The organism is Erwinia papayae, assembly GCF_058241465.1.
Genome location: NZ_JBZCHT010000007.1, coordinates 1 through 14,296 on the forward strand (window position 1 = coordinate 1; position 14,296 = coordinate 14,296).

Consider the following 14,296-nt stretch of genomic DNA (forward strand, 5'->3'; position numbering starts at 1 on the left):
CTATCTTGATTGCGAGTTCGTCTTAGCAGACTTTAACCTGACGCTTCAGACATTCACCAGTGAAATCATCAAGGACAGGGATCTTATATCCAATCATTGAGTTGGTAAGGTGAGTAGCAGCGCGAATTTCTCGTACAGTGACGGTTTTCTTACCGTGAGTAGAAACTACCTGATAGAAGTTAACGTTAGTTTTCTCATAACCCCATGATGATGCAAATACATCACCAACTGAAACATTGCCATTTATAAAAACTAATACAGTCATATAAATCTCCCGCCCGTTTGGGCTACTGGATAAGGTAGGGAACCATTCCTAACCAACAAACCCATTATACAATCAAATGATGGTATGGCAATATAATTGATTCCCGCTTAATTAGTTTATAATCAGGATATTCATCAGCCAGCAATAATAACAATTCGTAAGTCCCAGCAGCCAAACCTCTTGACGTTTTCCCAGATGTTTCTTTAGCTTGCCAGGCTGATAACGTAAAGCCAAACCGTTCTGCGGCCTCCTGTTGCGTAAAGCCAGCCTTGATACGAGCTTGTTTCACCTCTTCAGGTGTAGGTTTAAAAATCATGATTTTGTACCTTCAAAATAGTATCTGTATAGAATTTCAATAAAATTGGGTCTTCAATTTCATCTTTAACGTTACTGAATTCTTCATGATAAAAATATTTCTTAAAAACAACCTTTTTAGTTGTTTTTTTATCGGCTTCTTTTGAGCGTACCTTCATCAGTTTTTCAAGTTCAATAAACAAACGTGTTGCATCTTCAGACACAACAATCCTGTATGTTACATTACCTTTGTTTTTTCTGTCGCTCAGGACTTCATTCATTTTTTTGCCTCATAACTTTTTAATAAACCCCGCTACCTTTATGAGCTGATCCACACTCAGGCCACGAATTATCATTTCATATCCGTCGCCCCGTTCTGATACGTTACCATCTAACCCATTCTCAACTTTAAAACCGGTCAATGCCCCATGCCAGCTATCAAGATGCATTAAACGAGATAGCATCCCTTTCAGGATCTGAATTTCATCGCGTTTTCGCTGTAACTGTTGTTCATATTCTCGCGCAATATCTACATTCTCTAAAGCATCCGTCAGAATTTTCTTTTCAATATCGGCGGCGATTTCTACAGGGTTACGTTCTGGCGATACAGTGCAAGTATGGTAAGGGCCTCGCCAGCTTCGACTATCTACGCTTCCGATGATAACTAACCTTCCTTTCTCCATTCGAATATGTATAGAGAAATTTTTATACTGAGGCGAGGTTAGCTTTATCCTGTACTGGCAATCATCGAGCAGATTTACACGCCAGCCGTTCCCAAGGATTCGACCAACGATTTCAAACACAGGTTGATACCGTTCAAAGAAATTTTTCTGTTCTTTCATCTGATTCAGCCTTATAAAGCATACACCGCTCGCCGCAGCCGAACGACCGAGCGTAGCGAGTTAGTGAGCGAGGAAGCGGAAGAGAGCCATTGCTAAATCAGGAACCGGACACACTCGGCTTAAATTTTTGCTCTAAAAATCATTATATAGGAGAGTTTCACCAGCGTTTGTATGCCATGCAACTTGCGCAAACCCGTAATTAATACTATAGTAATTATTACGGTAACATGGATGCATTGAGTGTCATGGGAATTTATTTAACACCTGAATTTGAGGCAGAGCGGCAGAAGGCCCGCATCAGCAATGCCATGTTGTGCAAAGCGGCTAAGGCTATTTTTTCTGGTCTGCCGGGTGATCCACTTGGAAAATTCACCTTTAAAAAGCGCCTCGGCTTGCCCGGAGTAGGAGCCAGAGATGGAGCACGATCAATCGTTTTTTTCAATGATGGCGACAACATCTTCTTTTTTGATATGTATCTGAAGAGTGGGCTTTCAAAAAAGAAAGGAAAAGAGCTTGAAGATGATGAAATTGATGCTTACTGCAATATCGCAAAAGATTTTATCTCAATGAGTCCGGCAACTATAAATAAGCTTCTGTCTGATAAAGAACTGATCGAGGTAAATTGTGATGACTGAACGTCTGAAACGCATTCAAGGTATGGCTGAACGCTATAACAAACTAGGCGTGGTAAAAGATGAAACCGTAACTGCAATTGATGCAGCGGTCGCAGCCCGTAATATCCCGGCGATCCGAGTTATGACCGGTAGCCAGATAAAGGAAGTCCGCACTCGCTACAACATGTCGCAAGCCGCATTGGCTATAACAACCGGCATGTCTGTAGAAAGCGTCTCCAAATGGGAGCGAAACGAAAGCAAACCGAATAAGGCTGCTCTGCGAATCATTAACATCATCGATGCTAAAGGGCCACAAGTGTTCATGGCATAAGCCAGTAATGCTACTGTAAGAAAGGGAAGCCGCTTACGCGGCTTTCATTTTACTGGAGGAAATACATGCTCGATATGCGATTAGGGAATGATAGAGATATACCTTTTATCATGAATTTGGTGCGTGATGGGATAACATCAGGTGCATTTTTTAATTTTGGTGGCAAGGGCTTTGAAACAGTAAAATCTGAGCTTGAGAGCGTTACTCGAAAATATAGAGATAATATTCCCATAGGGGATTATCTCTTTGTCTTTGACGGGCAGTTAAAGAGAGAACCAGTGGGTTTTGCCCTGCTTACCGGGCGTAATGATTTTGCTGGCCGCGCTTCGCATCTGGAGATCCGTATGTTCGCGGTTGCAGCAGATAAGCAGGGTAAAGGTATTGGCAAAAATATGCTTACCTCGATTATTGAAGCTACTCCCGGTCACATGCTGGAAGCATCCTGTCTACCTCCGTCCATAAAAATGATGAAGTTGCTGGCCGGAAGTGGGTTCAAGCTAATAAATACAACTCAAGGCGGTAAGAAAATGTACCGATTTGTAGATTAGTTTAATCAGCGAATTACGTCACAACTGATAGTACTGTTTAAGTATCCCTATACCGAACTGGCAGAATCCGGTACTTTTTATCTACATGGCATCAACCCTAACCAGACCGGTATCACTAAAGGACTCTAACAGTACCATGTCCATGTTTGTTCGCGCCTACCTTCGGGCTTCGACCAGTGAGCAGGATGCTCAACGTGCCCGCGATATGCTTGACCGCTTTGCTCATGAGCATAATGTCATCATCTGTAACTATTATGCTGAGAATGAATCAGGCGCTCGCCTGGAGCGTCCCGAACTTTTTCGTTTGCTCAATGACAGTCGCCCTGGTGATGTATTACTCATTGAGGATGTCGATCGCCTTTCACGTCTGGCCGGGAATGACTGGATCACGCTCAAGAAAATGATTGCCAGGAAAAATATAAGAGTCGTGGCCGTTAATGTTCCCACTACCTGGCTACATTTATCACCGGGGCTGGCTGATTTTGATAACCGGATGTTTTCAGCCATCAATGACATGTTGCTCGATATGCTGGCCGCTGTGGCCCGGCGCGACTATGAGCAGCGCCGGGAACGCCAGAAACAGGGGATCGCCAAAGCAAAAGCGGAAGGCAAATACCAGGGAAGGAAGGTTAACCAACATCGCTATGATGCCATTAATCGGTTGCTGGCCAGCGGCAGCTCCTGGAGCCAGGTTCAAAAGACCATCAATTGCAGTCGTGGCACCATTAGCCGGGCGATTAAACAGTTCGCCTCAGCTCCTTCCCTACCCTCTCCTTCCGGGAAACCTGAGAGTGCTACCGCATTTTCCGTGGCAACCACGCTATGGGTGCCAGTGCAGAACGGTAGCAAATTTACCCGAGGTAAGAAAAAGGTCAGAGAAGATATTGCCTGGCTGGTTGAGTGCGACTATGACGGAAAGGTGTTGGACAACAACGAGTACAGTCTGATTTTTACGTACAGCGATGAGGCCGATTTGAAAGAGCAGATTGACGAACTCTTTGACGAGATTTACCGCACTGCTGAGATGCGTAACTGCGTGGTCGACGATATGACGCTAATCAACGATGCGACTAATCAGGGCTGGAAGGAATACGATGGAGGCTGGCAATAAGTCACTAGTAGCAGTCAGAACCAATATTCCCCGCAAGGTCTAATCTTAAAAAACACACATATACTCATTTACACATATAAAACACATTTACTCATTTGAGTTTATGTGTATAATTAAACTCAAATGAGTAAACACGCAAATGAGGTTTAGACATGAAAATTATCGCGTTCCTCAACCCCAAAGGGGGGTCTGGTAAAACGACTGCGGCGATCAACGTCAGTAGCTGCCTTGCCAGTTCGGGTAAGAAAATTGCAGTTGTAGATACAGACCCGCAGATGAGCCTGACTAACTGGAATAAAGCAGAGAAAGCAGCATTCGATGTTTACACCGCAGCATCAGAGAAAGACGTTTACCAGATAAGAAAGGATCTGGCTGAATATGACTTTGTCATTATTGATGGTGCCGGTTCTTTGTCAGTTATTACTTCAGCAGCGGTGATGGTCAGCGATCTGATTATCATCCCGGTAACACCCAGCCCTCTGGATTTTTCCGCTGCCGGTTCTGTAGTCACTGTACTGGAAGCCCAGGCTTATAATCGTCCGGTAGAAGCTAGATTCCTCATCACACGGAAAATTGAACAAGCCACCATGCTTAACGTCCTGAAAGATAGCATTGCTCAGACGGGTATTAAGCCGTTCAAAACAGCGATCACACAGCGCCAAAGTTATGTTAAGTCCGTGATGGAAGGTGAGAGCGTTTTCGATACCAACGATGGAGCAGCAAAGGGCGAGATAGCCATTCTGACGCGAGAAATACTTGAATTATTTGAGTAAAAACTCATATACTCATTTTAGCATATTAAGAGGTTATGTATGGCACTAACTAAACAACATACATCAAAAACAATGAGTTTCGGTGAGCATCGGGATCTTGAAAAAGTCGTCAATAGCACACCCACAGGAAAGCAAAAGAGAGTCAACGTTAACTTTGATGAAGAAATACATATCCGCTTCAAAGCTGCGTGTGCAAAGCAAGGTACATCTATTACTGATGTAATAAAGGACTTGGTTGATAACTGGTTGAAAGAAAATGACAGTTAAAAACTCAAATGTGTAAATACACATTAACTCAAAAACACACCGTTTTTTTCCCGAGAACACTAATCTGGTGCATAAAATTAACTCGTTTCAGAGTACCGACGAAAATGCACACTATAACTACGGAGAAGACCTGGAAAACGTGTTAAATGCACTCACCGGACTATCTGGTTTAGTTTATGTGCCGGATCGGTGTTGGCCAAGCAAAGCGCAGCAGCGTGTTTAGATTTACAGTAAATGGCGTTTATGGTTCATCTGTTGGTGCAAAATACGCACAATCAGAATATCTGTATCACGAACCGTATAAAAAATGGCATGTCGCTGAAATTCAATGCGCATCACACCAGGGACGGCATTGTAGTCCCGCCCCATATCAGACATTCCGGACAGTGTCTCGAAAAATGCCTCAAGTGCGTCTGTATAATGGTCTGCCTGAGCTTCACCAAATTTTAAGAGCGTATAGTCATAAATCCCGGCGAAGTCTTCTGCCGCCCGTTCGGTGAGTTTATACACGATGTCTCAGTTTTCTTTGTGCTGCAATATCCCGCAGTGATAGCGAGCTTTCACCGCTTTCCAGCCCAGCAATAACAGCCTGGCGAACAACTTCATCGTTTGTTTCCTGTTGCTCCAGCAACCGCAGAGCAGAGCGCATAACTTCACTCGCAGAGCCGTAACGGCCACTGTCTATTAATCGACTGATAAACGAATCGAGCTGTTCGCCAATCGTAACGCTTGTTGTTCTGGCCATAATGCCCCCTGTGTTAACTATCAGCACAATGATAGGAATACCCGCTCCTGGTGTCAACGAAAGGGTTCCTGGGGTTCTACGCCGGAACCGCCGAAATTTCCGTTACCTCAGTTTCAGCCCGGCAACCAGCGCATCCAGGTCAATAATTTCATCGCTGCTCTGGAAGGTATAATGTCCGTTCAGCAAAATGTGCTGCCAGGCCACCGGTGATATTCGAGCCAGAGTTTCAATGCCTTTGGCATTACCTTCCGCTTCCAGCCGTTCCAGCAATCGCGACAGGATCGCCGAGTTGTAATACACGATCGCGTTTGAAATCAGCCGCCCGCACTGGTTGCTGATGTCTGTTTCAATGTCATTTTTTCCGGTTAACTCCTTTTTTCCGCCAACTTTGGCCACTGCGGCACGCAGCTGGTGATAAGATTCAATCCGGTTCTGGGAACGCCGGATGTTGCGTTCCAGCTGCGGATCGCGCAGATACTTCAGTGTGTAGATGCTGCGAACCAGCCGGTCATATTCGAATAGTGCCTGCCGGGTCGGATTGGTTGTGGTGTACGTGCACAGTTTCCGGACCAGCGTCCCCTGCGTCATTTCTTTCAGCCCCAGCGTGGCGACGAAGCGATCGAGATTGCTTTTTTCGCGGATGATAAGGTCCCGGTCAATCTGTCCGGCGGGCTGGATCAGGCATTTTTTGTAGGCCGACGGTTCCCTGATGCAGTACAGCTCCTGCAGCTGCCGGTTCAGGTCCGTAAAATGAGGCTCAAAGCGCAGGCCAAACCAGTGCAGGATCGCAAAGTTGGCTTTATTTATGCTGTGCATGTCGCCGGTGATGGCCGTGGGTTTCACCTCTGAGGTGTTGCGGTACCAGATATCAAAGACATGGTGGGCTTCATAGTCGTTCGTGCCAATCAGGTAACCGTTGATCGGGATATGGTTACACAGCAGCGTGTAGGCCACCATGCCTTTACCGCGGCCGAAGTATTTACGTGAATGTCGGGCCTTTACTGTCGGCCGTTCAATGCCAAACTTCTGCCCGTCAACGGCACCATAAAGCGTTTCCGGATCAAACGAATAGTGCGGGAAAATCGGCAGTGCCTCTATGGCATCGGTGATGCAGTCATTGGCCATGACCAGTGACGCCAGGCGGAGGTACTGTTCGTACGTGGTTTCCAGCAAATGGAACGGAATATCGCTGGTTCGTGCCATCACATGGTTACCGTGATTCATCGCCTGGGCAACGATGACCGCCATCAGGCTGTCTGCATCGGCATTCTTTTTGGCATAGCGGGGTTGCAGCGGCTTCATGGCATGAAGAAACCGGCACTGGCCGTTAACAAACCGGAAGACGTCGGTTACATCGCAGAATGGCAGCTGCTCATAAAATCGCTTCTCCTGCGCCTTATGACGGCTGACCACGGACTTATGCCAGGTCAGTTTCTGTGTTACTGCATCGTATTCCAGATGTTTCAGCTTCCCCTGCTTCAGCTCGCGGTTGAAGGCTTTCCACTGTCGGTGCAATTCGGACTCCAGCGCCCTGAGCTGCGATTTAACCGGTTTTTGCAAAAACGGAATATTCATTTCAGCCAGGACAGCGGCCTGTGCCCCTTCCAGTACCAGTTCATCAGAAAGATGGCGGTGGCGGAGACTGTCATTGAGATGGAACTCACCCGCCTGAAAACGCTTTCTTATCTGGCGGTAGAGCCAGAACTCATAGCGCCCGGCGTTCAGGCCTGTGGGCTCGCCATCCTCGCCGAACTCCAACAAATACGGGCGCAGCCGCTCCGGTAATGTGCCCGGCGGGCATTCCGCCAGTGACCGCTGTGAAAGCGTCTGCTTTTTGCTGAACACCATTTTGAGCCAGCTCAGCGCCTCCGCCCACGGGCTGTCGTGGATCACGCTGGTGAGGTCGAGTGACAGAAATAATGGCCGCAGGTGACGTCGAATTAATGCCGTCAACCCGTCCACGGCCTGCCACTGCAGCGCCAGTTTACTGACGGGTTTTACACTCATGCGCTGTGCGGTGGTTTTCAGCGCCTCCCGCGGCATGATTTTCCAGGCCCGCCGGCGGACTTCGCCAAAAGTGGTCGGGTCCGGGACGCTGTCATCAACATAAAGCGACAGCAGTCGTCCGATTTTAGATGTTTCACGCCGGTGTTTTTCCTGGACGTCGGCCAGAAGCTGTTTGGCCACGCTGCAGCTCTCATCCTCGAGCTGTTTCATATGGAAAAACATCGCATCCACCAGGTTATCGCTAAACTGGCGGTAACGCACCCATGCATAGCACAGCAGGTAAAGGCGGGTCTGATCGGGCTTCAGTTCACGGAGATCATAAACGGTATAGAAATTTGCCAGGCTGGCGTAGTAAAGCAGATTCTGCTGAGAAATATTCAGTGCCGGCAGGATGTCGCAGGCTCTGCGGTGCAATGGCGCCAGTATGGCCCGTTTTTCCCGTTCCTGAACCATCTGACGCCAGCCGAAATCACGTGCATCCTGCCTGAGGATCGCCAGCTGGGAAAGGGTATCATCGCGTTCAATCAGCGTATTCAAACCATCAATGGTGTCGTCATCAAGCTGCTCCATCAAGATACGCGCCAGCCGCTGCCTTTCATCAGAAAGTGTCCGGCTTACCAGCTCCTGGAGCGTGGTATAGCCGGGTCGGATGATTTTGTGCTCGTTGAGCCAGATGATCAACTCCGTGGCGACAAAACCGGGAGTGACATCGCGGTGAACAATGTGGGCGGCCTGTTGCTCAAGTTGTGAAGACAGCGAAGATGACCACGGGCGGTAACCATACAGCGCGCAGATTTTTTCCCGCTGAGCATAGCGTTCGTGCTTATAGGGCAGCTTGTCAGGCAGTGACTTCCCGGGGAAATAACGGCTCAGGACAAAGCTGCAGTCGTCGGGAACATCATCCCACCCGAAGAGGAAAAACAGGTGTTTGGCTTTAAAGTAAGCGATCTGGATGATGCAATAAATTTGCGCGTGAAGCCCCCGACGGCTGCAGGCCAGCGCCAGTTCAGATTCATTCAGCGCCAGAAACTCCAGTCGCTGAGCATCATCGAAATCCGGGAGGCTATACAGCGCTTCCTGCTCGGCACTGTTTAAAACCGCCAATCGTTCACTTTTACCTGTCGCTTTGTCACGAGTTGTCATCCTGACCCCGAAAATAATGTCCGTAAGAGGTCCCGCTCTGCGGACGGTAAAAAATGATATTTGTGCATCAGTTAAAATCACTGCTGACCTTGTCTCACATAACTGGTACGATATCAATCTCTTTCATGGCCCCTTAAACGTACACATTTATGACTGAAATACGGATCGGGTATGCCCGATGCTCTACTGATAAACAAGATTTAACCGCCCAGCAGGAAGCTCTGATGAAACTCGGTATATCTCCGGACCGGATTTATATCGATAAAGGGCTGACCGGCTCAAACAGGCAACGGCCCGGACTTGATCAGGCGCTGGCCGCTGTGCGCAGCGGTGATACGCTGGTTGTTCCCAAGCTTGACCGGCTGGCGCGGTCAGTTCCTGACGCACGAGAGATAGCGGATTCGCTACAGGCCAGAGGCGTGAAGCTGGCGCTGGGAGCCAGCCTCTACGATCCGGCAGATCCTATGGGGAAGATGTTTTTTAACGTGCTGGCCACATTTGCCGAATTTGAAGGCGACCTGATACGCCTGCGGACTCGCGAAGGCATGGCAATTGCCCGGGCGAAAGGAAAATTGAGGGGGAAGCAGCCGAAACTGTCTGAAAAACAACAAAAAGAGCTGTGCCGTATGCGGGAAACCGGCCAGTACTCAATCAGCGATCTGGCGGAACTATTTTCGGTGTCACGACCGACAGTTTACCGAACTCTGGCCCGCAGTAAGGAAAGCTAATGGCACTCATTCATCTATAAAGTCAAAATGTTCGGAGATTAAAACATTGAAGCCCAAACTGGAAAATAGGAAAAGTTTATCTATACTCGGTGGAGTATAACCATCTCAACAATCAGATCCAGATAAGGAACGAGACGATGTAATTGACATCACATGGAGGGTAATCAATTCAATTAATCGTTTAATGGTCTTGAGGTGGCTATGTTTTTGATATTGTTACGCTCAATGCGTAAGTATCTTTGGTTAAGAATACTCGTGTTGGCGCTAATTTGCAGCTCTGTAGGTTCTGGATTGACGTTCATCATGGTTTTTGGCGAATTGGCCAGATTGAACGCGGCGCCATCTTCCTTTGCATTGGCGTTTATTTTGTCAACATCACCGGGGTTTTTGGGGAGTATTGCAGGAAAATACCTGCTTGCACGTATTGAAGCAAAATATTGCTTCATGATCGCTGAATGCATTGGCGCACTGGGTTTGATTATTCCCTGGTACGGGTTGGTTCATGGTTCCGTGACTATTCTGCAGCTTGCTGGGGTTGCTTCGTCGGTATCTGCGGGGATCACCATTCCTGCCATTAATCATTATACCAAAGCTAAACTTGCTCCAGAAGATATTGGTGCCGGTGCGGTTATCGACACGCTGGTGTTTGCTTGTCAGGTTTTATTTGGTATCGGTGTCGGCGTACTCCTTTATGGTACAGTTCAGAGCAATACCTATTTGTTGGCAAATCTGCTCAGCTACATCATAGCCATTACATTTATATTTTCACTGCCAAAGCTGGCGAATTATGCAGAACAGAATGTTTACGCACAAGGGTTGCCTAAAAGGTTGTCATCAAAACAACGTGCTAGCCTCTATTTGTTGCCGGCACTGGCGATGACCGGAGCACCGGCCATGTCGCTCCTGCCTACATTGGTCCACAGCAATAATGACCAAAAAGAAACACTGCTGTTTTTATTGTTCGCCCGCAGTCTGGGACAACTTCTTGGGCCATTTTTGGTCAAGGAGGAACGTTATAAGAATCAGTCATCACTATTTATTATTGCGTGCATGACAATATTTATTGTGTGTTATTTGTTTGTTCCACTGACACCTTTGTTAGGTGTTTCACTACTACTGGTTTTCTCTGCACATGTATTTTCAAACATTATTTATAGTCTTGGTTGGTACAGTTTACTGACGAACTTTGACAACGATCAGGTAGCTGCCGCTTCTGCAAGCAGTTACAGAAAACAAATCATTATCGGTGCAGTTGTCAGTATTTCTGCGGGAATGCTGGCTGATAAAGTAGGCAGCCCATTAGCACTTGTCATTTGTTCTATGACCGGGTTATTACTGTCTTCTCTGCTGATTTTGCATGTAAAACGTCCGTCTTAATGAAATTAAAACGGCCGGTATTGATTTCCGGCCGTATCTTCAGTTTTTATGAAAAAAACCAGCAACGGAACAACGCATATTTTCCCCGGCACTGACATCAACCTTCTTTATGCTGTGTGAATAATTTGGTTTTATGATCACAAGCCTATTAGGTTTTGGGTAAATAAATGTTCCGACCCCAGAATCATTGATACTACGTTCACGGATGGTCCATCCAAACTCAGGTCCGACTGCCCCTCCAGTTATACCTGACATGCGTAAAACTTCTTCAGAAGCATTGTAGGTTTGTTCGGATAATCCCGCACTGGAATTAACAGGTGTATTGATGACGCAAAGTTCCCCTCCCCAGTTAGGTTTCCATTCAGGGTGCGCATAAAATATATATGCCCCTTTATATTGAGCATCGTCTTCATGCCAGCCTAGCCCACTACCTGCGGGATACAGGAACGTTGTGAGTGAAAACGCATTCCAGTCTTCCCCTAGAAAATCACGCAGACGTGATGTTATAATGCTGATCTTTTCACTTAAAATATGAATACCATTCGTAATGACATTATCATCCATGGTGGTTTTTTCTGTCAGCAATGAGTAAAAATAACTAACACTGACCAAAGGCTCACCGTCGGTCATCCTCCATGATTTTGACCACCCTTGAGAATGGACGAGATAGTAATTCTCAAACTGCATATATAACTGAAGGGCGAAGAGTTCATCACTACTCAAAAACTCGTCAAAAATCAGATAACCTTCCCCTTCGACTATATTACTCATAATATTTCCTCCGAATTGAAACGTTTCCCCATCTCATTTTCCAACTTCCATTCTTCGATAAGTGATTTCCAGTGAGGTAAAAATGCGTCCCTGACGTGATATAAACATTCGGCCAGATTAAACCGCATCATTATTGCAGAGTCCAATGCCTCATTTATCCATGTTAATTCTTTAGCGCGATACTCTGCGGAAAGGTATCGCGCTACTTTTCGACGATATCTAACAATTTCCCCGTAAACGTAACAAGCATTGAAAGCTTGGGTATAACTGAAAGTTCGATCTTGCCGTTGAGGAAAATCGATCAGCGACTCCCCCAGACTTACCTGACAGTATTGATTACCATGAAAAGCGTTGAACGTGTGTACTTGATGATGCAGTGCTTCATGATAAAGATTCTCGACGAACCCAAGAAACCCGAACTCTCTTGGAATCTGATGGAATGGGGGAAGAAAGAAGAGTGTGGCATCGGAAATAAATGTAACATGTGGAAGTTCGTAAAATGAAGCACTTCCATTATTGGCATTTTCATTTTTAGGAATCAGCCATACCAATGTTGAAATAAAATCAGAGATGAATGCCATTTCACTTTCATATAACGAAGAAAATCTTTTCACGCCGTCATTGAGGAATACCAACCGTTTATCACATACTGGAATGCTACCGACATCAGTAATCCCCATCAGCAGAGCCATTGCCTGTCCTGCATCCTCATTTGTCCAGTTAAAGGACCAGTTTCCTATATCGATCTTTGAGACGTGTTTTCGAGGTAATGCAAAAAAACACCTATCGTGCATTCCCTGATCGCGAACTTGCGCGCAAATAGGGGGCCACTTTTCGCTGATATCTTGGTGAAGGCCTGATTCCTTGCAGCATGAGTAGTAATCATTCAGCATATCGTTTCCGTTATAGGAAAGTATTGACATTTCACCCTCCTGCTAAATAACATTAATTTCTTTCAGAAATTCGAAGTTTACCCTATCTTTGGTGGGCAAAGAGCTAGGAATATAAAGCGTGTGTTTATAAGTAACTTTTTAAAGCAATGTCTCGATATCAGAAATCTCACCTTGTAACTTATCCGCAGATTGTCCTTTTTGAGTTGAGGCGCTCAACAAGAAAATAGGCGTGTTAGCAGGGTAATGTTTTAATAACTTCGATTTTAAATAAATAACTTTATTTGAGATATGCGGTGATGAGTAGTCTGTATTAGCATTACCAATAGAGCAGACATGATATATAAAATAGTTAATGCAGGGGTCCATTGCATAATCATAGATAATCAACCGGTTGGCATCAAGTATACTAACACCTTCTTCCAGTGGGTCAATGCCAATATCATTAATCATCGCATCGAAACTGGAAATGCCGGGGTAACAACGAAAAGTGAATATCCCATCCTGAGATAATTTCTGTAGTAATTGAACGATGGTCACTCCGACTCTCGGATGACCAGGAACGATAAGGCAGACATGTTCACACTCAGTAAGCACCTCTGAGATGTACTGGATAATTCTGGTGTAATTATCAACATCAACACCACCATCTTCATACAAATATGAGAGATCTTCATGGTGTATTTCATGATGGAAAAGATATTCGTTCAGACCTGCAATGTCTCCAATCCAGAAAACCTGATTTACACTTTGAATGACGGAAAAACCTTCTGTGGTAATCTGATTCACACCCAGCATGCCACTGCCGATAACAGAGATTGTGCCCATTAAAAATCCTTTTAAAAATGCCTCAATACGAAATTGAGGCATGGAATATTTAACTAAAACCCACCGATAACCTTAGCCAGATTCATAGGGGCTGCCGCCTGCAAACGCGGGTGCAATGCCTTGGTAGAATCAAAACCGCCAATCACTTTAGCCAAGTTCATGGGAGCGGCCGCTTGCAAGCGAGGGTGTAGTGACTTAGTAGAGTCAAATCCGCCAATGACCTTGGCAAGATTCATCGGTGCTGCAGCCTGTAAGCGTGGATGCATTTTGATGTTAACTTTTTCCATAAATATATCCTTATGTTCTATTGAGTTAATTAGGTTATTCGCTCACTTCTAACTTCTCCGAACCTATTGGTTCATCATTAGAAGTGAGTTCTTTACTGATCCATCGTGCCTATACGTTAGTAGTGGTAATAGCATGGACAATTTACATTTATAGTTCATTTTTGCATCATTGCAACAACAACTCATCACAAATCCTTACATGTGTAGTTGAAGTTGATGATTCTATTTTTGAGAGGTGCCACTAACAAAATTCATAATAATCATACTGATAGCCTTTTATACCCCATGGCTATAGAGTGATGGAGTTTTACATTTGCTATTTAGCTAAATTGGTTTATACACGATGACAAATTCTTGGCGGGTTCTCGCTTAGAACCCTTAAAAAACCAGGACGGAAATTTCGGCGGTTCCGGCGTAGACCCCCTTCCTCGTTAAAACGATGAAAACAGGCGAGCAGTACGCAGCCAGTTATTTA

At 45.7% G+C, this 14,296-nt stretch carries 17 protein-coding genes and 3 pseudogenes; 9 read left to right on the forward strand and 11 right to left on the reverse strand.

All coding sequences use genetic code 11. From position 1 onward, the window contains the following. Positions 1 to 25 precede the first annotated feature (25 nt). From AC3RPL_RS03325 to AC3RPL_RS03340, 4 genes and pseudogenes are all read right to left on the reverse strand, one after another. Positions 26 to 265 (reverse strand): annotated as a pseudogene (locus tag AC3RPL_RS03325) (hypothetical protein); the annotation flags it as partial. A 64-nt stretch (positions 266 to 329) separates the two neighbouring features. Further along, entirely contained in the window at positions 330 to 581 is a 252-nt protein-coding gene (locus AC3RPL_RS03330) for a hypothetical protein (RefSeq protein WP_490738980.1), read from the reverse strand. Beyond that, a complete protein-coding gene (locus AC3RPL_RS03335) occupies positions 571 to 840 on the reverse strand; it encodes a hypothetical protein (protein WP_490738981.1) in 270 nt (89 codons plus the stop codon). Before AC3RPL_RS03335 ends, AC3RPL_RS03330 begins: the two co-directional genes overlap by 11 nt. Positions 841 to 849: 9 nt before the next feature. After that, the gene (locus AC3RPL_RS03340) at positions 850 to 1,401 is read right to left on the reverse strand and encodes a hypothetical protein (RefSeq protein WP_490738982.1); all 552 of its coding nucleotides are present in this window, start codon (positions 1,399 to 1,401) and stop codon (positions 850 to 852) included. 227 nt (positions 1,402 to 1,628) lie between these two features. Between AC3RPL_RS03340 and AC3RPL_RS03345 the strand changes: the two genes are divergently transcribed. From AC3RPL_RS03345 to AC3RPL_RS03375, 7 genes and pseudogenes are all read left to right on the forward strand, one after another. Then, on the forward strand, positions 1,629 to 2,036 hold the full coding sequence (locus AC3RPL_RS03345) for a type II toxin-antitoxin system RelE/ParE family toxin (protein WP_490738983.1): 408 nt from the start codon (positions 1,629 to 1,631) through the stop codon (positions 2,034 to 2,036). After that, entirely contained in the window at positions 2,029 to 2,346 is a 318-nt protein-coding gene (locus AC3RPL_RS03350) for a helix-turn-helix domain-containing protein (RefSeq protein ID WP_490738984.1), read from the forward strand. The genes AC3RPL_RS03345 and AC3RPL_RS03350 overlap by 8 nt, the downstream gene beginning before the upstream one ends. A gap of 65 nt (positions 2,347 to 2,411) precedes the next feature. Further along, complete coding sequence (locus AC3RPL_RS03355; protein ID WP_490738985.1) at positions 2,412 to 2,894, forward strand: GNAT family N-acetyltransferase; 483 nt, start codon at positions 2,412 to 2,414, stop codon at positions 2,892 to 2,894. Between the two features lie 136 nt (positions 2,895 to 3,030). Continuing rightward, positions 3,031 to 3,639 (forward strand): annotated as a pseudogene (locus AC3RPL_RS03360) (recombinase family protein); the annotation flags it as partial. A 518-nt stretch (positions 3,640 to 4,157) separates the two neighbouring features. Beyond that, positions 4,158 to 4,778, forward strand: a complete 621-nt coding sequence (gene parA / locus AC3RPL_RS03365) for a ParA family partition ATPase (RefSeq protein WP_490738986.1) — start codon at positions 4,158 to 4,160, stop codon at positions 4,776 to 4,778. Positions 4,779 to 4,817: 39 nt separating this feature from the next. Then, entirely contained in the window at positions 4,818 to 5,045 is a 228-nt protein-coding gene (locus AC3RPL_RS03370; protein WP_008815937.1) for a plasmid partition protein ParG, read from the forward strand. Positions 5,046 to 5,118: 73 nt separating this feature from the next. Next, positions 5,119 to 5,223: pseudogene (locus tag AC3RPL_RS03375) on the forward strand (molecular chaperone DnaJ); the annotation flags it as partial. Between the two features lie 47 nt (positions 5,224 to 5,270). Here the strand turns inward: AC3RPL_RS03375 and AC3RPL_RS03380 are convergent. The 3 genes from AC3RPL_RS03380 to AC3RPL_RS03390 all read right to left on the reverse strand — a co-directional run bounded on the left by AC3RPL_RS03380 (position 5,271) and on the right by AC3RPL_RS03390 (position 8,940). Beyond that, positions 5,271 to 5,555 carry a type II toxin-antitoxin system RelE/ParE family toxin gene (locus tag AC3RPL_RS03380; RefSeq protein ID WP_490738987.1) on the reverse strand — a complete coding sequence of 95 codons (285 nt, stop codon included), beginning with the start codon at positions 5,553 to 5,555 and terminating at the stop codon, positions 5,271 to 5,273. Continuing rightward, positions 5,548 to 5,790, reverse strand: a complete 243-nt coding sequence (locus AC3RPL_RS03385; RefSeq protein WP_008815935.1) for a type II toxin-antitoxin system ParD family antitoxin — start codon at positions 5,788 to 5,790, stop codon at positions 5,548 to 5,550. The genes AC3RPL_RS03380 and AC3RPL_RS03385 overlap by 8 nt, the downstream gene beginning before the upstream one ends. A gap of 102 nt (positions 5,791 to 5,892) precedes the next feature. After that, on the reverse strand, positions 5,893 to 8,940 hold the full coding sequence (locus tag AC3RPL_RS03390) for a Tn3 family transposase (protein WP_490738988.1): 3,048 nt from the start codon (positions 8,938 to 8,940) through the stop codon (positions 5,893 to 5,895). Positions 8,941 to 9,089: 149 nt separating this feature from the next. Here AC3RPL_RS03390 and AC3RPL_RS03395 point away from each other — a divergent pair, with 149 nt between their 5' ends. Further along, positions 9,090 to 9,668 carry a recombinase family protein gene (locus AC3RPL_RS03395; RefSeq protein WP_490738989.1) on the forward strand — a complete coding sequence of 193 codons (579 nt, stop codon included), beginning with the start codon at positions 9,090 to 9,092 and terminating at the stop codon, positions 9,666 to 9,668. Positions 9,669 to 9,971: 303 nt separating this feature from the next. Beyond that, a complete protein-coding gene (locus AC3RPL_RS03400; protein ID WP_490738990.1) occupies positions 9,972 to 11,045 on the forward strand; it encodes an MFS transporter in 1,074 nt (357 codons plus the stop codon). Between the two features lie 39 nt (positions 11,046 to 11,084). Here AC3RPL_RS03400 and AC3RPL_RS03405 read toward each other — a convergent pair whose 3' ends face one another. The 4 genes from AC3RPL_RS03405 to AC3RPL_RS03420 form a co-directional block, all read right to left on the reverse strand. Continuing rightward, positions 11,085 to 11,816: a 2OG-Fe(II) oxygenase gene (locus tag AC3RPL_RS03405; protein ID WP_490738991.1), complete on the reverse strand. Its 732-nt coding sequence runs from the start codon at positions 11,814 to 11,816 to the stop codon at positions 11,085 to 11,087. After that, positions 11,813 to 12,739, reverse strand: a complete 927-nt coding sequence (locus tag AC3RPL_RS03410) for a hypothetical protein (RefSeq protein ID WP_490738992.1) — start codon at positions 12,737 to 12,739, stop codon at positions 11,813 to 11,815. The genes AC3RPL_RS03405 and AC3RPL_RS03410 overlap by 4 nt, the downstream gene beginning before the upstream one ends. A gap of 108 nt (positions 12,740 to 12,847) precedes the next feature. After that, the gene (locus tag AC3RPL_RS03415; RefSeq protein ID WP_490738993.1) at positions 12,848 to 13,534 is read right to left on the reverse strand and encodes an SAM-dependent methyltransferase; all 687 of its coding nucleotides are present in this window, start codon (positions 13,532 to 13,534) and stop codon (positions 12,848 to 12,850) included. A gap of 53 nt (positions 13,535 to 13,587) precedes the next feature. Then, positions 13,588 to 13,821 (reverse strand): hypothetical protein, encoded by a 234-nt coding sequence (locus AC3RPL_RS03420; protein WP_142816663.1) that lies wholly within the window; start codon positions 13,819 to 13,821, stop codon positions 13,588 to 13,590. Positions 13,822 to 14,296: the final 475 nt, after the last annotated feature.